General features: G+C 68.3%; 27 protein-coding genes. 19 read left to right on the top strand and 8 right to left on the bottom strand.

The window, feature by feature from the left end; translation table 11 throughout:
* Positions 1-18: 18 nt before the first annotated feature.
* Together LT965_RS00490 and LT965_RS00495 are read right to left on the bottom strand one after the other, a co-directional pair.
* The gene (locus LT965_RS00490; protein WP_232702054.1) at positions 19-426 is read right to left on the bottom strand and encodes a DUF8050 family protein; all 408 of its coding nucleotides are present in this window, start codon (positions 424-426) and stop codon (positions 19-21) included.
* Entirely contained in the window at positions 427-1,539 is a 1,113-nt protein-coding gene (locus LT965_RS00495) for an OBG GTPase family GTP-binding protein (RefSeq protein WP_232702055.1), read from the bottom strand.
* Between the two features lie 100 nt (positions 1,540-1,639).
* Here LT965_RS00495 and LT965_RS00500 point away from each other — a divergent pair, with 100 nt between their 5' ends.
* Positions 1,640-1,846: a VNG_1110C family protein gene (locus LT965_RS00500; protein ID WP_232702056.1), complete on the top strand. Its 207-nt coding sequence runs from the start codon at positions 1,640-1,642 to the stop codon at positions 1,844-1,846.
* A gap of 39 nt (positions 1,847-1,885) precedes the next feature.
* On the top strand, positions 1,886-2,377 hold the full coding sequence (locus LT965_RS00505) for a 50S ribosomal protein L11 (protein WP_232702057.1): 492 nt from the start codon (positions 1,886-1,888) through the stop codon (positions 2,375-2,377).
* A 52-nt stretch (positions 2,378-2,429) separates the two neighbouring features.
* Here LT965_RS00505 and LT965_RS00510 read toward each other — a convergent pair whose 3' ends face one another.
* A complete protein-coding gene (locus LT965_RS00510; RefSeq protein ID WP_232702058.1) occupies positions 2,430-3,209 on the bottom strand; it encodes a class I SAM-dependent methyltransferase in 780 nt (259 codons plus the stop codon).
* 276 nt (positions 3,210-3,485) lie between these two features.
* Here LT965_RS00510 and LT965_RS00515 point away from each other — a divergent pair, with 276 nt between their 5' ends.
* The 5 genes from LT965_RS00515 to LT965_RS00535 all read left to right on the top strand — a co-directional run bounded on the left by LT965_RS00515 (position 3,486) and on the right by LT965_RS00535 (position 7,177).
* Positions 3,486-4,124, top strand: coding sequence for a 50S ribosomal protein L1 (locus LT965_RS00515; protein WP_232702059.1), 639 nt, complete (start codon positions 3,486-3,488; stop codon positions 4,122-4,124).
* A 1-nt stretch (position 4,125) separates the two neighbouring features.
* Positions 4,126-5,166 carry a 50S ribosomal protein L10 gene (locus LT965_RS00520; RefSeq protein WP_232702060.1) on the top strand — a complete coding sequence of 347 codons (1,041 nt, stop codon included), beginning with the start codon at positions 4,126-4,128 and terminating at the stop codon, positions 5,164-5,166.
* A gap of 2 nt (positions 5,167-5,168) precedes the next feature.
* Positions 5,169-5,504, top strand: coding sequence for a 50S ribosomal protein P1 (gene rpl12p / locus LT965_RS00525; protein WP_232702061.1), 336 nt, complete (start codon positions 5,169-5,171; stop codon positions 5,502-5,504).
* Between the two features lie 123 nt (positions 5,505-5,627).
* A complete protein-coding gene (locus LT965_RS00530; protein WP_232702062.1) occupies positions 5,628-6,854 on the top strand; it encodes a tripartite tricarboxylate transporter permease in 1,227 nt (408 codons plus the stop codon).
* Positions 6,855-6,964: 110 nt separating this feature from the next.
* Complete coding sequence (locus tag LT965_RS00535) at positions 6,965-7,177, top strand: dodecin family protein (RefSeq protein ID WP_232702063.1); 213 nt, start codon at positions 6,965-6,967, stop codon at positions 7,175-7,177.
* Positions 7,178-7,208: 31 nt separating this feature from the next.
* Here LT965_RS00535 and LT965_RS00540 read toward each other — a convergent pair whose 3' ends face one another.
* The 4 genes from LT965_RS00540 to LT965_RS16615 all read right to left on the bottom strand — a co-directional run bounded on the left by LT965_RS00540 (position 7,209) and on the right by LT965_RS16615 (position 10,989).
* Complete coding sequence (locus LT965_RS00540; RefSeq protein ID WP_232702064.1) at positions 7,209-7,427, bottom strand: hypothetical protein; 219 nt, start codon at positions 7,425-7,427, stop codon at positions 7,209-7,211.
* A gap of 2 nt (positions 7,428-7,429) precedes the next feature.
* A complete protein-coding gene (locus LT965_RS00545; protein ID WP_232702065.1) occupies positions 7,430-9,280 on the bottom strand; it encodes a right-handed parallel beta-helix repeat-containing protein in 1,851 nt (616 codons plus the stop codon).
* 668 nt (positions 9,281-9,948) lie between these two features.
* Complete coding sequence (locus LT965_RS00550) at positions 9,949-10,242, bottom strand: HalOD1 output domain-containing protein (RefSeq protein ID WP_232702066.1); 294 nt, start codon at positions 10,240-10,242, stop codon at positions 9,949-9,951.
* Between the two features lie 570 nt (positions 10,243-10,812).
* Entirely contained in the window at positions 10,813-10,989 is a 177-nt protein-coding gene (locus LT965_RS16615) for a DUF7563 family protein (RefSeq protein WP_432419301.1), read from the bottom strand.
* Positions 10,990-11,349: 360 nt separating this feature from the next.
* Here LT965_RS16615 and LT965_RS00555 point away from each other — a divergent pair, with 360 nt between their 5' ends.
* A complete protein-coding gene (locus LT965_RS00555) occupies positions 11,350-11,586 on the top strand; it encodes a DUF8593 domain-containing protein (RefSeq protein WP_232702067.1) in 237 nt (78 codons plus the stop codon).
* Positions 11,587-11,590: 4 nt separating this feature from the next.
* On the opposite strand, the gene LT965_RS00560 is transcribed toward LT965_RS00555, so the two are convergent.
* The gene (locus LT965_RS00560; RefSeq protein WP_232702068.1) at positions 11,591-12,349 is read right to left on the bottom strand and encodes a TraB/GumN family protein; all 759 of its coding nucleotides are present in this window, start codon (positions 12,347-12,349) and stop codon (positions 11,591-11,593) included.
* A gap of 114 nt (positions 12,350-12,463) precedes the next feature.
* Between LT965_RS00560 and LT965_RS00565 the strand changes: the two genes are divergently transcribed.
* The 11 genes from LT965_RS00565 (at position 12,464) to LT965_RS00615 (ending at position 23,652) form a co-directional block, all read left to right on the top strand.
* On the top strand, positions 12,464-12,889 hold the full coding sequence (locus LT965_RS00565) for an Hsp20/alpha crystallin family protein (RefSeq protein WP_232702069.1): 426 nt from the start codon (positions 12,464-12,466) through the stop codon (positions 12,887-12,889).
* A gap of 115 nt (positions 12,890-13,004) precedes the next feature.
* A complete protein-coding gene (locus tag LT965_RS00570; RefSeq protein ID WP_232702070.1) occupies positions 13,005-14,450 on the top strand; it encodes a hypothetical protein in 1,446 nt (481 codons plus the stop codon).
* Positions 14,451-14,679: 229 nt separating this feature from the next.
* Complete coding sequence (locus tag LT965_RS00575) at positions 14,680-15,255, top strand: acyltransferase (protein WP_232702071.1); 576 nt, start codon at positions 14,680-14,682, stop codon at positions 15,253-15,255.
* Positions 15,252-16,373, top strand: coding sequence for a DegT/DnrJ/EryC1/StrS family aminotransferase (locus LT965_RS00580; protein WP_232702072.1), 1,122 nt, complete (start codon positions 15,252-15,254; stop codon positions 16,371-16,373). Before LT965_RS00575 ends, LT965_RS00580 begins: the two co-directional genes overlap by 4 nt.
* Positions 16,370-17,344, top strand: a complete 975-nt coding sequence (locus LT965_RS00585) for a Gfo/Idh/MocA family protein (RefSeq protein WP_232702073.1) — start codon at positions 16,370-16,372, stop codon at positions 17,342-17,344. Before LT965_RS00580 ends, LT965_RS00585 begins: the two co-directional genes overlap by 4 nt.
* A complete protein-coding gene (locus LT965_RS00590) occupies positions 17,341-18,726 on the top strand; it encodes a nucleotide sugar dehydrogenase (RefSeq protein WP_232702074.1) in 1,386 nt (461 codons plus the stop codon). The genes LT965_RS00585 and LT965_RS00590 overlap by 4 nt, the downstream gene beginning before the upstream one ends.
* Positions 18,723-19,514, top strand: a complete 792-nt coding sequence (locus LT965_RS00595) for a polysaccharide deacetylase family protein (RefSeq protein ID WP_232702075.1) — start codon at positions 18,723-18,725, stop codon at positions 19,512-19,514. Before LT965_RS00590 ends, LT965_RS00595 begins: the two co-directional genes overlap by 4 nt.
* Positions 19,515-19,644: 130 nt before the next feature.
* Positions 19,645-20,676, top strand: a complete 1,032-nt coding sequence (locus LT965_RS00600; protein WP_232702076.1) for a DUF354 domain-containing protein — start codon at positions 19,645-19,647, stop codon at positions 20,674-20,676.
* Positions 20,676-21,638, top strand: a complete 963-nt coding sequence (locus tag LT965_RS00605) for a polysaccharide deacetylase family protein (protein ID WP_232702077.1) — start codon at positions 20,676-20,678, stop codon at positions 21,636-21,638. The genes LT965_RS00600 and LT965_RS00605 overlap by 1 nt, the downstream gene beginning before the upstream one ends.
* Before the next feature lie 61 nt (positions 21,639-21,699).
* Positions 21,700-22,707, top strand: a complete 1,008-nt coding sequence (locus tag LT965_RS00610) for a GNAT family N-acetyltransferase (RefSeq protein WP_232702078.1) — start codon at positions 21,700-21,702, stop codon at positions 22,705-22,707.
* Positions 22,708-22,713: 6 nt separating this feature from the next.
* A complete protein-coding gene (locus LT965_RS00615; RefSeq protein WP_232702079.1) occupies positions 22,714-23,652 on the top strand; it encodes a glycosyltransferase family 4 protein in 939 nt (312 codons plus the stop codon).
* Positions 23,653-23,791: the final 139 nt, after the last annotated feature.

Consider the following 23,791-nt stretch of genomic DNA (forward strand, 5'->3'; position numbering starts at 1 on the left):
ACGCGGAACGGCGGACCGTCACTCGGCGACGAACAGGTCCGCGTAGCAGACGGCCGCCGCGGTCCACAGCCACAGCGCCCCGAGGGGGACAGCGGTGATGCCGCGCTGGCCGGACAGCGAGACGGAGAGCGAGAGCACGCTGGCGCCCGCGAGCACCAGCAGGCCGACGGTCACGGCCGCGTCGACCCGGTCGACGAGCGCGGTGACGACGGCTCCGGCCCACAGCAGGACCGCGATCGGCCACGCCTGCAGGTGAGCGGGGAAGGCGCCGACGCGGTCGACGTACGTGGGCAGCGACGTGAACGCGAGCGACTCGATACGGAGGAAGCCGACGGAGAAGATGGGGTACCAGCCCGAGGGCCAGGTGACGGCGACCCACGGGAGGAGGCCGGCGAGGACGACCACGCCGACGAGCCGACGGTTCATCTACCGCCGCGCGACGACGCGCAGGATGTCCTCGTCCTGCAGTTCGTGGTCGCGGCCGACCTGCTGTTCGTCGTGTTGCGCGGATGGACCAGTCACGCGCGCGAAGCGGAACCGCTCGTCGAGCGTCCCGCCGAGTTTCCGGAGCGCGTCGTCGACGGTGTCGCCCTCGCGGACGATGAGCGGTTCCTCGTAGTCGACGCCCCGGCCGGGCTTGTCCATGTAGATGCGGATGAGGCCGAGTGCCGCCCAGATGCGTTCTTTCAGCGTCTCGAGGCCCTTCTCCTCCTCCGCGGAGATGAAGATGGCGTCGTCGGGGTCGATGCCCTGTTCGCGGAGGTTCGCCTTCATCGTCTCCGCGTACGACGGGTCGATGAGGTCGACCTTGTTCACCGCGACGAGCGACGGCATGTAGACGCGGTTGTCCATCACGCCGTCGACCAGGCGGTCCACCGAGGGATTGCCGCGGATGGTGACGTTCGCGTTGACGAACCCGCGCTCGCGGAGGATTCCCTTCACCGTGTCCTCGTCGAGGTCCATCTCGCCCGAGGAGTTCACGTCGATGCCGTCCTTGCCCTTCCGCCGGACGTTCACGGTCGGTGGCTCCTCGTCGACGCGGATGTTGACGTTGTACAGTTCCTCGGAGAGGCGCTCGTAGCGGTCGATCTCGAACGCCGACAGCATGAAGATGACGAGGTCGGCGGCGCGGATGACCGAGAGGATCTCCTTCCCGCCGCCGCGGCCGCCGGCGGCGCCCTCGATGAGTCCCGGCACGTCGAGCAACTGGATGTTCGCGCCGCGGTAGTCGAGCATCCCCGGGTTCACGTCGAGGGTCGTGAACTCGTAGGAGCCGACCTCGCTGTCCGCGTTCGTCATCGAGTTGATGAGCGAGGACTTCCCCACCGAGGGGAAGCCGACGAGCGCAACCGTCGCGTCGCCGTGCTGTTCGACGGCGTAGCCGCCACCGCCGCCGCTACCCGCCTCCTGCTTCTCGAGTTTCTCCTTCTTCTCGGCGAGCTTCGCCTTCAGACGGCCGACGTGGGCCTCCGTCGACTTGTTGTACGGCGTACTGGCGATTTCTTCTTCGAGCGATTCGATCTCCTCCTCGATACCCATTGTCCGAGGCTACGATGCTAGTGCCGAAAAGCGCTTTCCTCCGCGCCCGCCGGCGTTGCTTTCGACACGTTAATAGTTCGTCTCAAAGCACAGCGTAGTAATGGCCGACCCCTCCACCTTCCGCGACAGCACCCAGATCGTGCTGCCGGCTGCCACAGTGGAGGGGTTCCGCGAAGACCTCGAGGCGGAGTTCGTCGTCACCGTCTTCGAACCGGAGGACAGCGACCTGGTCCGCATCATCGGGAGCCCGGTCGTCATCAAGAAGGTCAACGACTACCTCACGCGGCAGGGAATCAGTCTCCCCTGAAAAGAAAGGGTTAAAACTGCGGCGACGGTTCTTCTGGGTATGGCTGAGACGATAGAAGTGCTCGTACCCGGCGGTCAGGCCGATCCCGGCCCACCGCTCGGTCCCGAGCTCGGACCTACTCCCGTGGACGTGCAGGGCGTCGTCGCAGAAATCAACGACCAGACAGAGGCGTTCGACGGGACCGAGGTCCCCGTCACCGTCGAGTACGAGGAGGACGGCTCCTTCAGCATCGAGGTGGGTGTCCCCCCGACGGCCGCGCTCATCAAGGACGAGGCGGGCTTCGAAACCGGCTCCGGCGAACCCCAGGAGACGTTCGTCGCCGACCTCTCCATCGAGCAGCTGAAGAAGATCGCCGAGCAGAAGAAACCCGACCTGCTCTCCTACGACACGCGCAACGCCGCCAAGGAGGTCGCGGGCACCTGCGCCTCCCTCGGCGTCACCATCGAGGGCGAGGACGCACGGACGTTCAAGCAGCGCGTCGCGAACGGCGACTACGACGAAGTGCTGGGCGCGGAAGAAGCCGCGGCGTAAGCCTGGTACCCGATCGCGGTTCGCAGTTCTCCGGTTCACCGTCGCTGACCAGTCAGTTTCCCGTCTTCACGGCGACGAAGCGGAGCCGACGGTAGTCCGCGGTCCAGGCGCCGTCCGCGAAGTACTCGGCCCGCAGTTCGTCCTCGACGGCGGCGACGACGTCGTCCAGTTCCGACGCCGGCACGGGGGCGAGCAGACTGTCGCCGAACATCTCCAGCCACGCGGCCAGGCCGTCCTCGCCGTCGTCGAGTTCCGTGGGTCGGTCGAACAGGACGGCGTAGCGAACCTCGAACCCGTGGGTCTCGAGCAGGGACGCGTACTCTCCCACGGACGGGAAGTACCACGGGTGGCTCCGCTCGTAGCCACGGCGCTCCAGTTCCGCGAACACCGCGTCGACGATGGCGCTGACGTTTCCGGTCCCGCCGAGTTCCGCGACGAACCGGCCGCCAGGGTGTAGCACCGAGGCGACCGACTCCAGGACGCTGTCCTGGTCGGGGATCCAGTGGAGGGCGGCGTTCGAGAACACCGCGTCGAACGACTCGTCGAACGCCAGGTCCCGGGCGTCGCCGTGGACGAACTCGTGGTCGGGGTACGCCGAGCGCGCCTCCGCGAGCATCGCCTCGGCGTTGTCGACACCAACGACGTCGGCCCCCGAGTCGGCGATGGCGTCGGTGAGGTGGCCGGTGCCGCAGCCGACGTCGAGGACGCGCTCGCCGGCCTGCGGATCGAGCAGCGAGACGACCGCCTCGCCGTACTCGAAGACGAACGAGTGGCTCCCGTCGTACGTCTCGGTGTTCCACTGGTTGGGCTGGGCGTCGGGCGAACGCGTCATCTCTACCCGGAGCCATCGCGGTCGGTCGGGATTACTCCACCGCTCGGACGCACGCTTGCCGGTCGAACCGTGTGCGAACCGGCAGGCTGAACCGACTGGCCGGGAGCAGGTGTTTCAGACGCGCTCACGCCGTGAGAGCGCCGCAGGCGGCTCGAGACTGGTTCGACGGTTTTAAGGCCGGCATCCACCTCTGTCGAAGCGAGACAGGCGTAGCCTGTTTCACTGACCCGTAGGAGATCTGGCCTTCACAGGGTCGACGCACTACGGAGGTGAAAGATGGCAGACAACGATATCCAAGAGGCGGTAGCTCGCGCACTCGACGAGGCCCCAGAGCGGAACTTCCGTGAGACGGTGGACCTCGCGATCAACCTGCGCGACCTCGACCTCAACGACCCGTCGAATCGAGTCGACGAGGGCGTCGTGCTGCCGTCGGGTACCGGTCAGGAGACGAAGATCGTGGTCTTCGCAGAGGGCGAGACCGCGGTTCGCGCCGAGGAGGTCGCAGACGAGGTTCTCGACGGAGACGACCTCGCGGACCTCGCAGACGACACCGACGCCGCGAAGGACCTCGCTGACGACACCGAGTTCTTCGTGGCGGAAGCATCCATGATGCAGGACATCGCGGGTGCACTCGGTCAAGTTCTCGGCCCGCGCGGCAAGATGCCGACGCCGCTCCAGCCCGACGACGACGTCGTCGAGACAGTAAATCGAATGAAGAACACCGTGCAGCTTCGCAGCCGCGACCGTCGCACGTTCCACACGCGCGTCGGTGCGGAGGACATGTCCGCCGAGGACATCGCGAGCAACATCGACGTGATCCTGCGTCGCCTGCACGCGGACCTCGAGAAGGGGCCCCTCAACATCGACGGCGTCTACGTCAAGACGACGATGGGGCCCGCCGTGGAGGTGGCCTGATATGTCCGCAGAAGAGCGCACGACGGACCACATCCCCGAGTGGAAACAGGAAGAGGTCGGCGCGCTCGTCGACCTCCTCGAACAGTACGACAGCGTGGGTGTCGTGAGCGTCACGGGCATCCCAAGCAAGCAGCTCCAGGACATGCGCCGCGGCCTCCACGGCTCGGCGGCCCTGCGCATGAGCCGCAACACGCTGCTCGTTCGCGCGCTCGAAGAGGTCGACGACGGCCTCGAAGAGCTCACCCAGTACATCTCGGGTGAGGTCGGACTGGTCGCCACGAACGACAACCCGTTCGGGCTGTTCAAGCAGCTCGAGGCGTCGAAGACGCCGGCACCGATCAACGCCGGCGAGGTCGCCCCGAACGACATCGTCATCCCAGAGGGTGACACGGGCATCGACCCGGGTCCGTTCGTCGGCGAACTCCAGACCATCGGCGCGAACGCGCGCATCCAGGAGGGCTCCATCCAGGTGCTCGAGGACTCCGTCGTCACCGAGGAAGGTGAGACGGTGTCCACGGACGTGGCCAACGTCCTCGCGGAACTCGGCATCGAGCCGAAGGAAGTCGGCCTCGACCTGCGCGGCGTCTTCTCCGAGGGCGTCCTGTTCACGCCAGACGAACTGGAGATCGACGTCGAGGAGTACCGCGCGGACATCCAGTCCGCTGTGGCCTCGGCCCGCAACCTCTCGATCAACGCGGAGTACCCGACGGCGCAGACCGTCGGCGCGCTGCTCGCGAAGGGCAGCGGCGAGGCGAAGAGCCTCGGCCTCCAGGCGGCCATCGAGAGCCCGGACCTCGCCGAGGACCTCGTCAGCAAGGCGGACGCGCAGGTTCGCGCGCTCGCCGCGCAGATCGACGACGACGAGGCGCTCCCGGAGGAGCTCCGCGATATCGAAGCGCCCGCTGCGCCCGCTGAGGGCGACAGCGACGAGGAGGAAGCACAGAGCGACAAAGAAGAAACTGAATCCGAGGCAGACGCCGACGACTCCGACGACGACGACGGAGACTCCGGCGCCGAAGGCCTCGGGGAGATGTTCGGATAACAATGGAGTACGTTTACGCAGCACTCATCCTGAACGAGACTGGTGAAGAGCTCAACGAAGAAAACATCACTGGCGTCCTCGAGGCCGCCGGTGTCGATGTCGAGGAGTCCCGCGTCAAGGCGCTCGTCGCCGCGCTCGAGGACGTCGACATCGAGGAGGCCGTCGAACAGGCCGCCGCCGCACCCGCCGCGGGCGCCGCGCCCGCCGGTGGTCCCGCGGAGGCCGACGAGGCCGAAGCGGAGGAAGCCGACGAGGAACCCGAAGCGGAAGCAGAGGACGAGGACGACGACGAGGAAGAAGAGGCCAGCGGCGAAGGTCTCGGCGACCTCTTCGGCTAACTCGGTTCCACACAGTACACCGTTCTTTTTGCGCCACACTGCGTAGCGACGCGTCCGTTTCCGCGTGATGCCGTCCGTAGCGACGCGTAGGTTGAAGTGCGAGTCCGGGACCAACTCGCCCCGATGGACGTTGCCGGGGTGCGCGTGTTCGTCGGGCCGGGAGCGACAGCGGCGGCGGTGGCGGCCGTCTCGACGGGCATCCTGCTCGGGACGTGCTCCGGCCTCGTTCCGGGGTTGCACGTCAACACACTGGCGCTCCTTCTGGCCGCCGCGGCACCCGCAGTGCCGGGACCGCCCCACCTCGTCGGTGCGGCGTTGCTCGCCGCGGGGGTGACCCACTCGTTCCTCGACGTCGTGCCGACGCTCGCTCTCGGCGTCCCGGACCCGGCGATGGCCGTCAGTGCGCTCCCCGGACACAAACTCGTGATGGGTGGACGGGGGCGGGAGGCGCTGCGCATCTCCGCACTCGGGAGTGGCGTCGCCGTCGCCTTCGTGCTCGGCGTCCCGGTGACGTGGGTCGCCAACCGCGTCGCACCGCTCGTCTACGCCCACCTGACCGTGGTGGTCGGGGCGCTGCTCGTGTTCCTGCTCGCCCGCGAGACGTCGTGGCGGGCACGCGGCGGCGGCGTCCTGGCCGTCGTCGCCAGTGGTGCCCTCGGCGTCGTCGCGCTCCCGATGGACCCGTCGGGCGTCGTGCCGACCGGCGACGTGCTGGCGCCGCTGTTCGCGGGCCTGTTCGGCGCGCCAGTGTTGCTCGCGGCCTACCGCGGTGCTGGCGTCCCCGAGCAGGACGACCCCGTGGTCGCCGACAGTCCGCGCGACGTCGTCGAACCCGGGGTGGCGGGCAGTCTCGCGGGCGCCGCCGTCGCGTACGTCCCCGGCGTCTCCGGCGCCATCGCCGCCATCTTCGCGCTGGAGGCCACCCGAACGGACGGCGACAGGGCGTTCGTCGCGGCGCTCTCGGGGGTGAACACGGCAAACACCGTGTTCGCGCTGTACGCGCTGTTCGCCCTCGGCGACCCGCACACGGGGGTGCTGGTCGCGTTCGAGCGGGCGGAACTCCCGCGGACGCTCCCGCTGTTGCTCGCGAGCGTCGCGCTGGCGGCCGTCGTCGGCGCCGTCCTCGTCCCCGTAGTCGGGGACCGCTACTTCCGCCTGGTTCGCGCCGTCGACCACCGGCGACTCACGGTCGCCGTCTGCGTCCTCCTGGTGGTCCTGTCGTGGCTGTTCGCGGGGGCAGTGGGTGTCGCGTTGCTGGTGGCGGCGACGCTGGTCGGGTTGATTCCACCGCGGTTCGGCGCGCGCCGCGTCCACCTGATGGCCGTCCTCCTCGTGCCCATCGCGCTCTGACTGGAGCGCCGAGTTGGGCGGCCCTACGCCGCCGGCGACGGGCGAAGGCTGGCGTTTCGAGGCGTACGTCGTTCATACCAATGGTGGGCGCCCTGCAACAGTCGCCCGGCATGACTGCTGTCAAGATCATCAAAGTGCTGGGTACCTCCGACGAGTCCTGGGAACGCGCGGCCGAGAACGCCGTCGAACAGGCGAGCAACACCGTCGAGAACATCAGCGGGATAGAGGTGGAGGACTGGACCGCGAACGTGGAGAACGGGACCGTCACCAACTACAAGGCGACCGTGGAGATCGCGTTCCCGGTGAAGGAGTCCGGGGAGTGAGGGGGTAGCGACAGCGGGTGAGTGACCGGGGTCAGACCATCGTCTCGAGGTCGCAGATGGCCGACTCCTCGACGACCATGAACGCGTCCTCGCGGAGCATGTCCTCGTCCTCCGGCAGGACGAGCACCTGTGGCCGACCGCCGGCGGTGGTCTCGATCACGTCGAGTTCGATGATCTCGTAGTCGAGGTCGTTCGACGGGTCGGGGTCCGGGGAGACTTCCTTCCAGTCGGTAGCCGATAGCGACGCCATCGTCAGACGTCCCGGTAGATGGCGACCTCGGCGTCGCCGTTCACAGTCACGTTCTCGACTTCGCCGCTGAAGCGGTAGGAGTCGACGCCGCTGCCGACGATGCCGACGACCTGACCGTCGTTGGCGATGTCCTCCAGTTCGTCCCACTCGTTACCGTCGCTGGTGACGACGGTCGCGGTCGCGTCCCGGGTGACGTCCCCGGAGACCGTGAACGTGTACGTCGACGCAGCCGTCTTGTCGCGGGCGAACACGGAGACGCGGTGCGGGAGGGTGTCGTCTGTGCTGCCACCCGTACTGCCGCCGGTGTCCGTGCTGTCGTCGGTGGTCGTGTCGTCTGTCGAGTCGTCGGTCGTCTTCCCCGTCGACTCGTCGTAGATGGTCGCCCCTTCGGCGACGAGTTCCTCGAACGTCGTCGTGACGCCGTTGAGCGCGACGGTGTAGTCGTAGCCGTCGTCGAGCGCGTAGTCGACGACCCGGCCGTTGAACCGGAAGGAGTCGAGCTCGTCCGGCCCGAGGTTGTTGACGTCGATCTTCGTGGTCCCGTCGGACTGCGCCGTGATGCCGTCGTTGGACTCCGCGTCCTCGCCGAGCGCGGCTTCACCACTCACGACGACGTCGAGGTCGAAGTCGCCGGGGACCGCGTCGCTGGAGACGGGGTTCTCGGGGTCGCCGTGGAGCACCAGTGTGTGCTCGTACTCGGTCGTGGTGTTGTCGTCGGTCGGTTCCTGGGTGCTACCGCCACTACCGCTCCCGAAAGGGCCGACGTCGGAGCCGACACCCTCGATCTCGTCGGCGACCGCGTAGCCGGTGATCTCCGACGGCAGGGGCACGGTGACCTCCTTGTCGGTGAGTCCGTTGCCGGAGTAGTCCGGCTGGATGCCGCGGTTGCCCGAACCGGAGAACGTGCAGTCCTCGATGGTGACGTTGCAGTCGCCGCCGGTCTTGTCGCGGACGACCCAGCCGTCGCTGTCGTTGTGGAAGTGGCAGTTCCGGATTTCGACGTTGGCGCCGGGCGCCTCGTCGTGGATCTCGACCAGGTCCGCCGTGCCCTCGACGTCGAGGTAGACGACGTAGCAGTTCTCGATGACGAAGTTACCCGGGTAGCGCATCCGGATGCCGCGGGCGTACGAGCCAGCTTCGTAGTCGCTGCGCGTCTTCTGGGTCACGGCGACCAGGCAGTTCCGGATGTACGTCGTGTGGTCCATCGGGTTCGACGTCCCGGCGCTCTCTCTGTGACCGACACGGATGTTGGCGATGTTGTTGTTGACGGCGGCGACGTTCTCGTAGGTCGCCGGTGCCTTGTCGGTGTACGCACCGTTGTTCGCCATCCACGCGATCGCGGAGTTCCGGACGGTCGTCCGCTCGCTGCCACCGTCGGGGTGGTAGAACGCGCGGTCCTCGCCCTGGCCACCGCCCTCCGGCCAGACGAAGCCGTCGACGACGCTACCGGGGTAGAGGTTGAGGCCCGCCTTCGACTGCGGGTTGTCGCCGCGGACCACGATGTTCTCGAGGGTGCCGCGGACGGAGCCGTCCATGGTACCCGATTCGAGGTTCCAGACGACGTCGCCGGGGTTGCCCTCGCCGACGAGCGAGTCGCCGGAGCCGACGTCCACGCCCGAGCCGCTCCAGGAGTACTCGCCGGCGGGGATGGTGACGTTACCGCTCTGGTCGAGGTACTGCTCGACGTCCCCGGCAGCCTTCGCGTTGCCGAGTAAGGTCGCGCTACCGCCGATTGCGGCGGCAGCACCGACTGTCTTGATGAACGTCCGTCGGCTCGTAGAGGGAGGTTTCTCGTTGCTCGCGTCGGTAGAGGTCTCCTTCTGTGTCTCGTCGTCGTTGTGGCGTTTCGCCATGGACCGGTAGAAAGTGGTTACTCAAAAAGGGATTCTGACGGAGTAGCCGTCCGACGGTAGTAGGATACCAATACTTGCGGACAGATGCGTACGAGATAGTTACCAGATAGTCACCGACTACTGGTTTCGGGCGGTAGATACCCCTTACCCATCATCGGTGCCCGCACGAATTACTGGAAAGCCCCAGTTACCGTCAACAGGCGGAGGTTACTCGTGGTGTACGACTACGGCGGGCCGCACGAATTCGTGGGTAAGAGGTGCTTAACGAGGCCTAGGACGCTATTTAGGCCCCGGCAACTCCCGGAGAGTGACCGGCGACGGTCGCGAACACCAGTAGGACAGGGTGAGCAGGTGGCAGACGCGTCGGCTCGTCTCGACGAGCTCCAGAGCGTCGAGCGAGCCCCGCGTCGAGTCGCTGGCGGCCACCGAGGATCCACTGGAGTGCTCGACAGGCGACGCGGGTGCGGAACCACTCACTGGTGCACACCAGGCCGACGCAGTCCCGCAGGTGGCGGCGTGGACAGCGACGAGCAGTAGACCTGCGCGCAGCGAGCCGAAGTTCGTGCAGGAACGGGTCCGTACTGCGGACGGGGACGACGAACGCAGGTTCGATGATGTACAGGGAGCTACAGTTGTCCGTTCTGCGTGCCTGGGCGAGTCGGTTCGACCTACGTCCAGATCTCGATGACTCCCGCGCCGGTGATGCGGACGTCGACTCCCTCGTACGTGAACGAGAGTTCGAGGCGCGGGGAGTCGGAGTTGGCCAGCAGGGCGTCCAGTGCGTCCGCGTCGACGCTGTGCTGCAGTGGGTCGAGGTCCGTCTGCTGTTTCCCGGTCGCTTCCGCAACTGCCTCCGCAACCGCCGTGCTCGGGTTCCCGTAAGAGGTCCAGTCCGACCGGAAGATGCCCGTGTCAGGTTCTGAACTCGTCGTATCTCGGGATACGTTCTTATCAGATGGCATGGAGTTCGTGGGCGCTGCCTGAGGTTTTGCTTCGGGGGTTAAATAATCGGTGGATTCTGGCAGAGAGTTCGCCTTGTGGGCGCCTGCACCCCGCAGAGCGCCGAACTCACGGCGACCGACAGCGGCGACCTACCAGAACGACTGCACGTCGGAGCCCCGGCCACCTCGCGGATCACCTCGACGGCAGCCGATCGACCGCCAGCCGACCCGGCCGCGACACACCCCGGAGTGCGTGTCGGTCATCGGCGTCTGGGAGCTGCGGCGCCGGTGATACTCGCCGGAGCGTTCGCTGGGACACCGCTGTGCCCTGGCGAAAGAGTCAGTTTTCTAACTGTCTGTCGCCCCGGAGGACCTCCGTCGTAGTGGGACTCCAGGTCCCCGGTCGCCCGGGCTGGTGTTCGACGTGGTCACTACGTGTCCGAGGTGTAGGCGACGGCGAGAGAACGGAGGTGGGCGCACGAGGCTGGCTGTCGCGGTTCACCGGGACGACGGGTGGTTGGACCCCCGGTGGGCCGACATCCTCGTAGCAGCCCGGTCAGACGGCCGACGGGGAGTCGGCGGCAGGCGTCGTCACTCGCTCCACGCAAGCGGCGACTCGGACCGGCTCTGTGAGTTCGACGCGGCGCCGTCGTCGAGCTCCGCGTTCGGCACGCAGTCCATACAGTTGTGGACCGAGTCCTGGTTGTCACCGAACACTCGAGCGAACTGGACTGTCACGTGACTCCCGCAGTTTCTACACTTTGGCATCGTTGATGTACGCACAGGCCACGGATTTGGTTATACACCTCCTTCGCACCGGGGGCGGTCCGTTAGGCTCACGCCGGACGTAACCCCTCCCGCGTAGCGGTGCTGTACGGCCCTCTCGGTGCTCGAGAGGCTGCGTTACCCGCCAGGTAACGGAGCCGTCAGCCCGCCGACTGAAAGCCACGCTTACTGCAGGAGGTGGGCCGCCGGTCAGCGAGACAGGACGACCTCGCCGCAGTCGTGCGATTATGACCGCCCGTTCGCGGCCATCGCCCGCGTAGACGCAGTATTACAATGCGACCGCCCGGCGTGAACGTGACCGGTGACGTCGCCGGACAGCGGCGGCCCGTCACCTGATTAGCCATGGTACGCGAGTTCAACGCCGACGACGAGGGGAAGAAAGTGGTAACGAACGACGGCGACACCGTCGGATCGATCGAGCAGGTAGACGGTGGCACCGCGCACGTCAAGCCGGACAGTGACCTGTCGACGAGCATCCGGCAGCGCCTGGGGTGGGCGAAAGACGACCAGGACATGTTCACGCTCGACCACGCGCACGTGCGCTCGTTCACCGGCGACGAAGTGTACTTGAAGGACTGAACAGTCAGGCGCTGTCGGCGCGGACCGCGGCCTCGATGCCGTCGAGGTGGCCGTAGCCGACGACGGCGACGACCGACGACTCTTTTCGCAGCGCGGCGAGCCGACGACCCATGAATCGCTCCCGCGTCGCGTCGAGGATGCGGGTCGCCTGTGGCGGGTCGAACGCGCGGAGCAGTGTACTGCTGCGCTTGAGGTGCGCGCTCTCGTGGGCGGCCTGCTCGTCGGGCGATGCCGACGGCGCGCAGTCGTACGTGCGCGTCCGCTCGAAGCCGCTGCCGACCCACCGGTCGGGGACGCCCGCCTCGCGCAGGCGACCGAGCGCGGTGTGGGTGACGAACCGGCCGAACCCGTAGACCGCGCGGGCGGCCGTGTCCAGGTCGGGGTCGGCGGCCCGCAGTTCCGAGAGGAGTGTGCCGACGGACCGGCGACCGGGGACGTCGACGCCCACGATCTCGTCCGCGGTCGTGGCGTCTATCGCGCCCGCCATCTCGCCGCCCTCGTCGCCACCCGCGGCAGCGTACGATTCGAACAGCCCCACCAGCACGTTCGGCAACTCGAGTGCGAGCGTCCCGGGTTCGAGTTCGGCCGCGACGGTTCGCGCGCGGTAGACGCTCGCCGGGTGGTCGTGGGCGACGCCGACGACGACGACCGGGTGGTCGCCGTCCGCGGCGGGAATAACTCGAACGTACTGCTCGTCGAGTCGGGGGTCGGCTGCGAAAATCTCCCGGAGCTGTCTGCGGGTTTCTGGCTGTTCGTCTGTCACGGTTCACCAGCCGTCGATTGGACCATCTTACCGTCGTTACAGGCCGAGTCTACTTACGTTGCGCGCGACCTAACAGCTACCTAACAAAGCGCCGCTGGCCCGGACTGGACGACGATGCCCGCAAACAGCCCCTTCGAGGACATCGAACGCATCGTTGACGAGATGCAGCGACGACTCGACGAGACGTCCGTCGGCGGACAGTCGGTCGGGAACCAGCCGAGCCTCGACGTGGTCGAGTACGACGAAGAGTTCGTCGTCACCGTGGACCTCCCGGGGTTCGAGGCCGAGGACGTGAGCGTGGAACTCGTCGGCCGGACGCTCGCCGTGGAGGCCGAGCAGACCCACGACGAGACGGTCGAGGAGGACGACGGTCGGTTCATCCGCCAGGAGCGCTCCCGGAGCACGTCGACCCAGCAGGTGGAGTTTCCCGCGCGCGTGCACGAAGCCGGGGCGATCGCGTCGATGCACAACGGCGTGCTCACCGTCACGGTGCCGAAGACCGACCCGGACCAGGGCGGCACCCGCGTCGAGATCGAGTGATCGCGGCGCGACGACGGAGCGCGTCTCCCGGCAGAAATCGCGAGTACAGGCTCCGCTTACTCCACGGAACCGCTCCATAACAATCCCTGTCCGCTAGCATCGTTCTACCATCACTATGAATCGTCGGGCGGTCCTCTCCAGCATCGGCACTGCCGCACTCGTCGCTGTCGCCGGGTGTGGGAGTTCGAACGACGACAGGTCGACACCCGAAGGCGACTCGACGCCGACCGGCGGGACGGGTGGCCCTCCGTCGCGACCGCCGGGCAGCGAACAGTACCCCCAGGCCATCGCCGACGAGTTCGGGTTCGAGAACGTCGTGAACTTCGCCGAGGTGGGTGCCGACCAGACGGGCAACCGGGCCGCGGACGACCTCTTCGAGGAACATCTGACTGACAACCAGCTGCTCTACCTGCCGCCCGGTCGATACCAGATCGACGACACGATGATGTTCGGCGGTGACGGCAGCAAGCGCCTCGGCCTGGTCGGCGAGAACGCGACCATCGTGCCACCGGACGGGTTCGAGAGCGTCCTGTTCGGCTTCGGCTACCCGTCGCCGCTCTCCGAACTGCTGGTCGAGGGGCTCACGTTCGACTGTACCGCGAGGAACACGGGCGCCCGCCCCTTCTTCGTGAGTGCCGACGACCGGGTCGTCGCGAAGAACCTCACCGTTCGCGGGGAGATCGACGTCAATCAGGACCTCCTGCGGTTCGACGTCACGAGCAAGTCGGGACAGGCGCTCGTCAAGAACATCAACCTCCCCGACGGCGCCGTCCCCGGGACCGGTGTCACCGGCATGGAGGTCGGCGACAAGAACCACGGCGACCTCCGGTTCGAGGACTGCCACGTCGCCGGCTTCCCGGACAACGGCCTCTACGCGAACCCACCGGAGGGGTCGGTCGAGGTGCTCGGCGGGACGTTCCTCAACAACGGCGTCGCGGGCGTGCGCATCGAAACCGCCAACGAGAGCGTCGTCCGTGGCGTACACGTCCGCTGCGACGACGCCTCGGGCGCCGGCGAGAACATGCGGGGGATCCGTCTCCGGAGCGGCAAGTCGCTGCTCGTCGAGGACTGCCTCGTGGAACTGCTCGACGTCACGACGAGCGACGGTGCGGTGACGTTCTCCTCGGAACTCGGCTCCGCGACGGTCCGCAACTGTCAGATCCAGGTCGACGCCGACAACGTCAACGCGGTCCGCATCAAGGAGCCGGAAGGCGGTGGCTCCGAGCGGGGACCGTTCCGCTGCGAGAACGTCGTCATCAGGGGCACGGCCGCCGGAGCCGAGGCGATACAGGCGGCCAACCGGGACGGTTGCAAGTTCGACAACGTCTGCGTCCACCAGACCGGCAAGGACCGGGACGGTCTCGTCGCGGACAACGTCGGTGGGGAAGTCCAGAACACGTACATCTCCGTCACTGGCGACCCGATTTCCTCCGTGAACTCCGCGATTACCCGGACGAACGTCGACATGAACCGACAGCCGGAGGAGACCAGCGCGGACATCGAACGCTACTGCGGCGCCGTCGACGGAACCGCCGACAAATCCCTCCCGAACCGGGAGTAACCGACTCCGTACTCCGTTCACCGCCACCACCCCGAAATCGCCATCAGGCGCGGTCTAACGCCTCACAAGCGCGTCTATAACAATGGGACGTTCGCGGGATAAACCGACAACCGCCACCGGCGGTGTCGACAATGTCTCCACGCAACAATCATATCCGAACCGCCCGGCCGAACCGAACCACGAGCCGCTCGTCGACCGCTGAGCGGCCCCACGGGGGAGGAGGAGTGCGATGACTGACGCCGCGTTCGGTCCCGAGGCCGACGTCCACCCGGACGCGACGCTCGGCGAGCGCGACGAGGGAGAGCCGACCATCGGCGAGAGCCCGACCATCCGTCGCGGCACCGTCGTCTACGCGGACGTCGAGATCGGCGACCGGTTCACGACCGGCCACGACGTCCTCGTACGCGAGGACACCACGATCGGCGACGACGTCCTCGTCGGCACGAAGGCCGTCATCGACGGCGCCTGCACCATCGGCGACGGCACGCGGCTCCAGACTGGTGTCTACCTCCCCGCGAACACGACCGTCGGCGACCGGGTGTTCTTCGGTCCCCACGCCGTACTCACGAACGACCCGTACCCGCTGCGAACGGCGACGGAGCTCGTGGGACCGACCATCGAGGACGACGCCTCCATCGGCGCGAACGCGACAATCCTCCCTGGCGTCACCGTCGGAGAGGGCGCGTTCGTCGCCGCGAACGCCGTCGTCACCGAGGACGTCCCGCCGGAGACGCTAGCGGTCGGTGCGCCGGCCGTCCACGAACCGCTCCCGGAGGAGCTCGAAGGGGGGAACGCGAGCCGATGATCCCGATCGCCGCCCCCGACGTCGGCGCCGCCGAGCGCGAGCGCGTCGTCGAGGTGCTCGAGGACGGACAGCTCGCCGACGGCCCGGTAGTCCGGGAGTTCGAGGCCGAGTTCGCCGACTTCTGTGGCGCCGAGCGTGCCGTCGCCACGACGAACGGCACCACCGCGCTCCACGCGACGCTGGAGGCGCTGGGCGTCGGCCCCGGGGACACGGTCGTGACGACGCCGTTCTCGTTCATCGCGAGCGCCAACGCCGTCCGACTCGCGGGCGCCGAACCGGTGTTCGCCGACGTCGAACCCGAGACACTCACCCTCGACCCCGATGCCGTCAAGGACGCCGTCTGCCGCCGTGACGACGTCGCCGCGATTCTCGCGGTCCATCTCTACGGCATGCCCGCGGAGATGCGAGAGCTCCGGGACATCGCCGACGACCACGGCCTCGCGCTCGTTGAGGACGCCGCGCAGGCCCACGGCGCGGAGTACCGCGGCGAACCCGTCGGCACGCTCGGCGACGCTGCGTGCTTCTCCTTCTACCCGACGAAGAACATGACCTCCGGCGAGGGTGGGATGGTGACGACGAACCACGCGGCGCTCGCCGACCGCGTCCGCCGCTTCTGCGACCACGGCCGCACGTCGGGGTACGACCACGCCGACGTCGGCCACAACTTCCGGATGACGAGTCTCTGTGGCGCCATCGGGCGGGCACAGCTCCGGAAGCTCTCGGAGTACAACGTCGCGCGCCGCGGCAACGCTGCCTACCTCAGCGACCGCCTGGCCGACACGAGCGTCGAGACGCCCACCGAACCCCGCGACCGGCGTTCGGTCTACCACCAGTACACCGTCCGCTCCGACGACCGCGACGGATTGAAGGCCCACCTCGCCGACGCGGGGGTCCAGACAGGCGTCTACTACCCGACCCCGATCCACCAGCAGGAGGCGTACGCCGACGTGCGAGCCGACCTGCCGGTCGCGGAACGGGCCGCCGAGCGCGTCCTCTCCCTCCCGGTCCACCCCGCGCTGTCCGTCGAGGACCTGGACGACATCGCCGCCGCCGTCGAATCGTTCGACGCACAACCCGCACCGACCGACGTCGCCGAAACCGGCGTGATGGACTCGTGAGTGGCACGCAACTCCGCGCGGGCGTCATCGGCGTCGGTAGCATGGGTCGGAACCACGCGCGGGTGTACCAGGAGCTCTCGGACACCCAGCTGGTCGGCGTCGCCGACGCGGACCGGGCGGCCGCCATCAGAGTCGCCACCGAGTACGGCACGTCGGCACTCGACACCGGCGTGCTCCTCGACCGCGTGGACGTCGTCTCCATCGCGGTGCCGACGCCGGTGCACGCGACGCTGGTCCAGCAGTGCATCGACGCCGGCGTCCACGCGCTCGTCGAGAAGCCGTTCGTCGACGACCCGACACGCGGTCGGGAGCTGGCGGCGGCCGCGCGGTCCGCCGGGGTCACGCTCCAGATCGGGCACATCGAGCGGTTCAACCCGGCGGTCCGCACGCTCGCGAACATCGTCCCGAACCTCGACGTGATGGCGGTGACCGCCGAACGACTCGGCCCGCCGCTCGACCGCGAGATGGAGTCGAACGTCGTCTTCGACCTGATGATCCACGACATCGACATCATCCGGTCGATACTGGGCGACGACCCGGTGTCCGTCACGGCGTCGGGCACCGCGGCCGGCGACTACGCCACCGCGACCTGCTCGTTCGACGACGGCGCGGTGGCGTCGCTGACCGCCAGCCGCGTCACCCAGCAGAAGGTCCGGCGGCTCGCCGTCACGGCCCGCGAGTGCCGCGTCACCGTCGACTACACCGACCAGTCCGTCGAGATCCACCGGAGTTCGACGCCGGAGTACGTCGCCGCCGACGGCGACATCCGTCACCGCACGGAGAGCGTCGTCGAGCGCCCGCTGGTCGAGAACGGCGAACCCCTGAAACACGAACTGTCGGCGTTCGCCGAGGCCGTCAGGGAGGGGACAGAACCAGTGGTGACCGCCGAGGACGGCGTCCGCGCGGTCGAACTGGCGACCCGGATCGACGACCTGATCGCCACCCGCAGCGCCACGGAGGTGCCACAGTGAGCCGTTCGCTGTACGGGTCGCAGGCGGCACCGGCGACGCAGCGCGAGTGGTTCCGCACCGGCGAGGTGCCGGTGGCGGTCTACGGCCTCGGCAAGATGGGGCTGCCGCTGGCAGCCGTCTACGCGGAGTGCTCGGGCAACGTCACCGGCGTCGACATCGACGAGTCGGTCGTCGAACAGATCAACGCCGGGCGGTCCCACGTGCAGCGCGAACCGGACCTGCCGGAACTCGTCTCGGCCCTCGTCGACCGCGGCGCGCTCTCCGCCACCACGGACGGCGTCGGGGCCGCACGCGACGCGTCGATCCACGTCGTCATCGTCCCGACACTCGTCGACGAGAACAACGAACCCGACCTCTCGGCGGTCACCTCGGTCGTCTCGGACGTGGCCGACGGGCTCTCGGCGGGCGACCTCGTCGTCGTCGAGTCGACGCTCCCGCCGCGCACGAGCGAGGACGTGCTCCGCCCGCTGCTCGAGGACCGCAGCAACGTGTCGACCGACGAGTTCGGACTCGCGTTCTGTCCGGAGCGGACCGCCAGCGGCCGCGCGCTCGGGGACATCCGCGGCGCGCACCCGAAGGTCGTCGGCGGCGTCGACGACGAGAGCACACGCGTCGCCGAGCTAATCTACAACGAGATCGTCGACAACGACGTGATCCCGGTCTCCGACGCCACCACGGCGGAGGCTGTGAAGGTGTTCGAGGGACTCTACCGGGACGCGAACATCGCGCTCGCCAACGAACTCGCGACGTTCACGGACGAACTCGAGGTCGACGTGCGGGAGGCCATCGAGGCCGCGAACACCCAGCCGTTCTGTGACCTCCACACGCCCGGGCCGGGCGTCGGCGGCCACTGCATCCCCTACTACCCGTACTTCGTGTTGAACTGGCTGCACACCGACGCGCCGCTGGTCGGGACGGCGCGCCGCGTCAACGACGGGATGCCAGGCTTCGTCGTCGACACCGTCTCCGAGGGGCTCGCGGCCGCCCACGAGTCCGACGAACTGGACGACGTCTACGCTGCCGACGGCGGTGCCGTCGAGGGCGCGACGGTGGGGGTGCTCGGCCTCACCTACCGGGCGGGAGTCGAGGAGACTCGCGCCAGTCCGGGCGTCGACATCTGCGAGCACCTCGACGAGCGCGGCGCGGAGGTGCTGGCCGCGGACCCGCTGGTCGACGCCGAAGGGGTGCCCGCCGAGCACGTCGCCCTCGAGGAGCTCCCGGACCGGGACCTGGACGCCGCCGTGCTCGCCACCGCCCACGCGGAGTTCGACGCCGTCGACTGGACGGCGTTCGACCCGATGGTCGTCGTGGACGGCCACGACGTGCTCGACCTCTCGGGGACGGACCACCGCGCCTACACCGTGGGGAGGGGGTGGCTGTGAGCGACGGGTTCACGATGCACGACTACGCCGACCTCCTCGCCGCCATCGCGGAGGCTGGCTACGACTGCCTCACCGTCCGCGAGTACCTCACGGCGGGCCGACTCCCCGAGCGGTTCGTCGTGGTGCGCCACGACGTCACCCGGAAGCCCGAGAACGCCGAGCGGATGGCCGAACTGGAGGCCGAGTACGGCGTCCGGGCGACGTACTACTACCGGACGCGGACGTTCGCCCCGGAGCGCGTCGGCCGCGTCGAGGCCCTCGGCCACGAAGTCGGCTACCAGTACGAGGACTACGCGGACGCGGGCGGCGACACGGAACTCGCCCACGCGCTCTTCCGGAACAACCTCCGCGTGTTCCGCCGGGCCTGCGACGTCGACACCGTCTGCATGCACGACACGCCGCTGTCGCCCTACGACAACCAGGACCTGTGGGCTGGCGCGGACGCACCCGGCTTCGCGGAGTACGACCTCGTGGGGGACGCCTACCTCACGGTGGACTTCGTCGACGTCCCGTACTTCTCGGACGTCGGGCGCACGTGGACGGACGTCCCCACGAACGTCGAGCGACGCGCGGTCGGCTGCCACGACAAACCGGTCTCCGCTGACACAACGTCGGACCTCACTCGGCTCCTCCACGACCGCGAACTCGACCGGGCGTGCCTGCTCGTCCACCCGAACCGCTGGGTGGACTCGCTGCCGGAACTGGTCGTCGAACGCTCGAAGGAACGCGCCGCGAACCTCGTGAAACGCGGCGTCGGACTGTTCGAGGACGGGACAGCGACATCATGAACCCACAGACGGACGGCGTCGACGGACCGACGCACGAATCGGGGGGACCGAACCGAGGGCCGCTGGGGGGCTGGCCCGACCGCAGCACTTCCGGCGCGCGACACCGCGTCACCGTCGGGATGATCGCCTGATGCACGCGCTCGTCGACGTCACCCACCCGGCGCACGTCCACCTCTTCCGGAACGCCATCACGGCCCTCCAGGAGCGCGGCCACGAGGTCAGCGTCGCCTCTCGCGAGAAGGACGTGACGACGGACCTGCTCGACGCCTACGGCATCGACCACACCCCGCTGACCGGCAAGCAGACCGGACGGTTCGCGCTCCCACGAGAGTGGGTGAGCCGCGAACTGCGGCTGTTCCGGTTCCTGCGGGCCGAATCGCCGGACGTCGTGCTCAGCCACCTGAACCCGGCTGCAGCGCACGTCTCACGCGCGCTCGGCGTCCCGAACGTCGTCTTCCATGACACGGAGGTCGCCGGTCTCGTCGAGCGGTTCACGGCACCGTTCGCGGAAGTCGTCTGCACGCCCGCGGAGTTCGACCGCGACGTGGCGGGCAACCAGCTCCGCTACCAGGGGTTCCACGAACTCGCGTACCTCCACCCCGCGCGCTTCGAGGCGGACCCCGCGCCGCTCGTCAAGGCGGGCATCGACCCCGACGAGCCGTTCTCGGTCGTCCGCCTCGTCGCCATGGACGCCCACCACGACGTGGGTTCGGACGGCTTCTCGCGGGAGCGCGTTCGCGACCTGGTCGAGGGGCTGTCCGAACACGGCGACGTCTACGTCACCGGGGAGAGCGACCTCCCCAGCGAACTGGCGGCCTATGAGGCGCCGGTGTCGCCCGCGGCGATGCTCGACCTGCTCGCGTTCGCCGACCTCTACGTCGGCGACTCCGGGACGATGGCGTCGGAGGCGGGACTGCTCGCGACGCCCGCCGTGCGGTACAACGTCCTCGACCGCGAGATGAGCGTCTTCGAGGAACTCGCAGAGTACGGCCTCGTCACGTCCACGATGGACGCCGAGGAGGCCGTCGAGCGGGCGGTAACGCTGGCCGCGGACCCGGACGCTGGCGCCCGGTGGCGACGCCGGCGGCGCGAGTTGCTCGCGGAGAAGATCGACGTCACCGCGCTCGCCGTCGAACTCGCCGAGGAGGTGGGCGGAGCGTGATGGGGAACCGCGAGAACTACGCTGAGGACCCCGAGCAGGTCGGTCTCGACGGGGAGGGCGAGCGCCCAATCCCGGACGGCCACGAGTTCGCGCTGTTGCTCACCCACGATGTCGACCGGCCGTACAAGACCTACCAGTACGTCTACTACGCGCTCACGGACCCCGAGAACCGCTGGACCCACCTCTCCGGGCTGCTGTCCACGGAGAACCCCTACTGGCAGTTCGACCGCCTGACCAGCATCGAGGCGGACCTCGGCGTCCGCTCGGCGTTCTACGTGCTCGACGAGCAGCGCCTCCGCGACCGGCCCGTGCGCGAGTGGGTGTCCAAGACCGGGTGGCAGCTGTACGGCGGCCGGTACTCTCTGGACGACCCCGCCATCCAGGAGGTCGTCCAGGCGCTCGACGACGGCGGCTGGGAGGTCGGACTCCACGGCTCCTTCGAGTCCTTCGACGACCCCGGCCGTCTGGCCGCCGAGAAGGCCGCCGTCGAGGACGTCCTGGGCGACGAGGTGGCCGGCGGCCGGCAGCACTACCTCAACCTGGACGCGCCCGAGACCTGGCGCATCCAGCGCGACCTCGGCCTGCGCTACGACAGCAGTCTCGGTTCCAGCGACGACTACGGCTTCCAGCACGGCTACGGCCTCCAGCGGCCGTTCGACGACGAGTTCGTGGTGTTCCCGCTGACGATCATGGAGCAGGCCGTCCCCGACCCCGGCGACGACTTCGACGCGGCGTGGACGGCCTGCGAGCAGACCCTCCAGGAAGCACGAGAGAACGACGCCGTGATGACGGTCCTCTGGCACCCGCGACACTTCAGCGAACGTGACTTCCCCGGCTACGGGCGACTCTACCGGCGCCTCGTCGAGCGCGCGCTCGACCTCGGCGCGTGGGTGGGGTCACCGGGTGCGTTCTACGACGAGGCGGCCCTCGACGAGCGACCCGTCGAGACCGGCGCCGACTGACCCACCGGGGGGTCGGTAGCCGCTCTATAACAAACGGTTCGCGGCCGCCCCTCACCAGTACATGGAGATCGAGCAGCTCTCACTGGAGGAGTGGGGAGACGCGCTCCCATCGTCCGGTTTCGAGGTATTCCACACGCCCGCGGCGCTCGGCGTGCTCGACGAGCACACCGCCGGCGAGCTCAGACTGTACGGCGGCTTCAAGGGCGACCAGCCGGTCGGGCTGTTCCCCGTCGTGGTCAGAGACCGCGCCGTTGGGCGTGCCATCCTCTCGCCGCCGCCGGGGTTCGCCATCCCGCGGCTCGGTCCGATCGTGATGCCGACAAGTCCGAAGCGGCGCAAACAGGAGCAGGTCAACGGTCGGTTCGCCGACCAGGTCCTCGAGGAACTGGACGTCGACGCCAGGCTGACCCTGTTCCGGACCGTCTGCCCCACTGCCTACCCCGACCCCCGGCCGTACGTCTGGTCGAACCTCTCACTCGACACCTCCTTCACGTACCACCTCGACGTCGGAGAGAACACCGACGAGATGCTGAAGTCGTTCAGCAAGAGCCTGCGCCGAGAGGTCCGTGACGCGAAGGACCTCGACGTCGAGGTCGACGTCGCCGGCGAGGACGGCGTCCGCACGGTGTTCGAGCGGACGCGCGACCGCTACGAGGAACAGGACCGGACGTTCGCGCTCGACTGGCCGTACGTCTCCGACCTCACGCGGGAACTCGTCGAGGAGGACCGCTGCCGGACCTACGTCGTCCGCACGCCCGGCGGTCGCTTCCTCTCTGGCATCGTCGTCCTCTACAGCAACGACGCGGCGTACTACTGGCTCGGCGGTGCGCGGACCGACTACGAGGGAACCAGCGTCAACAGCCTCCTCCACTGGCGCATCATCCAGGACATCGCGGACGGCGAACCCCGCGAGTCCGTCTCGACGTACGACCTGATGGGAGCGAACACCGAGCGCCTCTGCCGGTACAAGAGCAAGTTCGGCGCGTCGCTGGCGCCGTACTACACACTCGAGTCCGGCGGCGCGGGGATGACCGCCGCGAAGACGGCGTACCGACTGGTGAGTCGATAGCTACCGATGCGCGTGCTCAACCTCGTCACGAACGATCGGGCGCGATTCTTCAGACAGCAGGTGTCGGTGCTGAATAGCCGCGGCATCGACTACACGACGCTGACGGTGCCGGGTCAACGCCAGTACGACGACGGCAACACGTCGTCGCGTCCGGCGTCGGCGTACGCGCGCTTCGTCCCGACCGTGCTCCGCCACTCGTTTGGCGACTACGACCTCGTCCACGCGAACTACGGGCTGACCGCTCCCCACGCGGTGCTCCAGCCCAACCTCCCGGTCGTCGTCTCCCTGTGGGGGTCGGACCTGATGGGGGAGTACGGCTGGCTGAGCAAGTTCTGCGGGCAGTTCGCCGACGCGGTCGTCGTGATGTCCGAGGCGATGGCCGAGGAACTCGACCGGGACTGCTGGGTCATCCCCCACGGCGTCGACCTCGACCGGTTCCAGCCCCGCCCCCCGGAGGAGGCGCGTGCGGAACTCGGCTGGCGAGACGACGCGTACCACGTACTGTTCCCGTACTACACGGAACGCGACGTGAAGAACTTCCCGCGGTCCGAACGCGTCGTCGAGGCGGCGCGCGAACGCGTCGACGAGGACGTGGAGCTACAGACCGTCACGGGCGTCGCCCACGAGGATATGCCGACGTACATGAACGCCGCGGACTCGCTGCTGTTGACGTCCCGTAGCGAGGGGTCGCCCAACGCCGTCAAGGAGGCGCTGGCGTGCAACCTCCCGGTGGTGTCGACGCCGGTCGGCGACGTCGCCGAACGCATCGACGGCGTCACGCAGTCCCGGGTCTGTGCGACCGACGAGGGACTCGTCGACGCGCTCGTCACGGCCCTGGAGACGGAGGGCCGATCGAACGGTCGCGAGGCCGCCCGCGAGGTCAGCGTCGCGCGCACCAGCGAGCGCCTGGAGGCACTGTACAGAGAAGTCACCGGCGCGAACTGAGGGCGCGTACGGTCCCACTACTCCCGGTACGGACGACGAACCACCTCGATTCTCGGACGGTACGAGTCGACGCCACCGTTAGCCCCGGCACAGCGCTGGGTCCCGTGTCCGACCGGTCCGGAGCCACCCGTCGCCGCGA

This window comes from Halobacterium wangiae (assembly GCF_021249345.1).
Classification (GTDB): domain Archaea; phylum Halobacteriota; class Halobacteria; order Halobacteriales; family Halobacteriaceae; genus Halobacterium; species Halobacterium wangiae.

Coding starts and splice junctions, on each gene's coding strand:
- LT965_RS00490 (WP_232702054.1), bottom strand. CDS start 426: ATGAACCGTCGGCTCGTCGGCGTGGTCGTCCTCGCCGGCCTCCTCCCG.
- LT965_RS00495 (WP_232702055.1), bottom strand. CDS start 1,539: ATGGGTATCGAGGAGGAGATCGAATCGCTCGAAGAAGAAATCGCCAGT.
- LT965_RS00500 (WP_232702056.1), top strand. CDS start 1,640: ATGGCCGACCCCTCCACCTTCCGCGACAGCACCCAGATCGTGCTGCCG.
- LT965_RS00505 (WP_232702057.1), top strand. CDS start 1,886: ATGGCTGAGACGATAGAAGTGCTCGTACCCGGCGGTCAGGCCGATCCC.
- LT965_RS00510 (WP_232702058.1), bottom strand. CDS start 3,209: ATGACGCGTTCGCCCGACGCCCAGCCCAACCAGTGGAACACCGAGACG.
- LT965_RS00515 (WP_232702059.1), top strand. CDS start 3,486: ATGGCAGACAACGATATCCAAGAGGCGGTAGCTCGCGCACTCGACGAG.
- LT965_RS00520 (WP_232702060.1), top strand. CDS start 4,126: ATGTCCGCAGAAGAGCGCACGACGGACCACATCCCCGAGTGGAAACAG.
- rpl12p (WP_232702061.1), top strand. CDS start 5,169: ATGGAGTACGTTTACGCAGCACTCATCCTGAACGAGACTGGTGAAGAG.
- LT965_RS00530 (WP_232702062.1), top strand. CDS start 5,628: ATGGACGTTGCCGGGGTGCGCGTGTTCGTCGGGCCGGGAGCGACAGCG.
- LT965_RS00535 (WP_232702063.1), top strand. CDS start 6,965: ATGACTGCTGTCAAGATCATCAAAGTGCTGGGTACCTCCGACGAGTCC.
- LT965_RS00540 (WP_232702064.1), bottom strand. CDS start 7,427: ATGGCGTCGCTATCGGCTACCGACTGGAAGGAAGTCTCCCCGGACCCC.
- LT965_RS00545 (WP_232702065.1), bottom strand. CDS start 9,280: ATGGCGAAACGCCACAACGACGACGAGACACAGAAGGAGACCTCTACC.
- LT965_RS00550 (WP_232702066.1), bottom strand. CDS start 10,242: ATGCCATCTGATAAGAACGTATCCCGAGATACGACGAGTTCAGAACCT.
- LT965_RS16615 (WP_432419301.1), bottom strand. CDS start 10,989: ATGCCAAAGTGTAGAAACTGCGGGAGTCACGTGACAGTCCAGTTCGCT.
- LT965_RS00555 (WP_232702067.1), top strand. CDS start 11,350: ATGGTACGCGAGTTCAACGCCGACGACGAGGGGAAGAAAGTGGTAACG.
- LT965_RS00565 (WP_232702069.1), top strand. CDS start 12,464: ATGCCCGCAAACAGCCCCTTCGAGGACATCGAACGCATCGTTGACGAG.
- LT965_RS00570 (WP_232702070.1), top strand. CDS start 13,005: ATGAATCGTCGGGCGGTCCTCTCCAGCATCGGCACTGCCGCACTCGTC.
- LT965_RS00575 (WP_232702071.1), top strand. CDS start 14,680: ATGACTGACGCCGCGTTCGGTCCCGAGGCCGACGTCCACCCGGACGCG.
- LT965_RS00580 (WP_232702072.1), top strand. CDS start 15,252: ATGATCCCGATCGCCGCCCCCGACGTCGGCGCCGCCGAGCGCGAGCGC.
- LT965_RS00600 (WP_232702076.1), top strand. CDS start 19,645: ATGCACGCGCTCGTCGACGTCACCCACCCGGCGCACGTCCACCTCTTC.
- LT965_RS00605 (WP_232702077.1), top strand. CDS start 20,676: ATGGGGAACCGCGAGAACTACGCTGAGGACCCCGAGCAGGTCGGTCTC.
- LT965_RS00610 (WP_232702078.1), top strand. CDS start 21,700: ATGGAGATCGAGCAGCTCTCACTGGAGGAGTGGGGAGACGCGCTCCCA.
- LT965_RS00615 (WP_232702079.1), top strand. CDS start 22,714: ATGCGCGTGCTCAACCTCGTCACGAACGATCGGGCGCGATTCTTCAGA.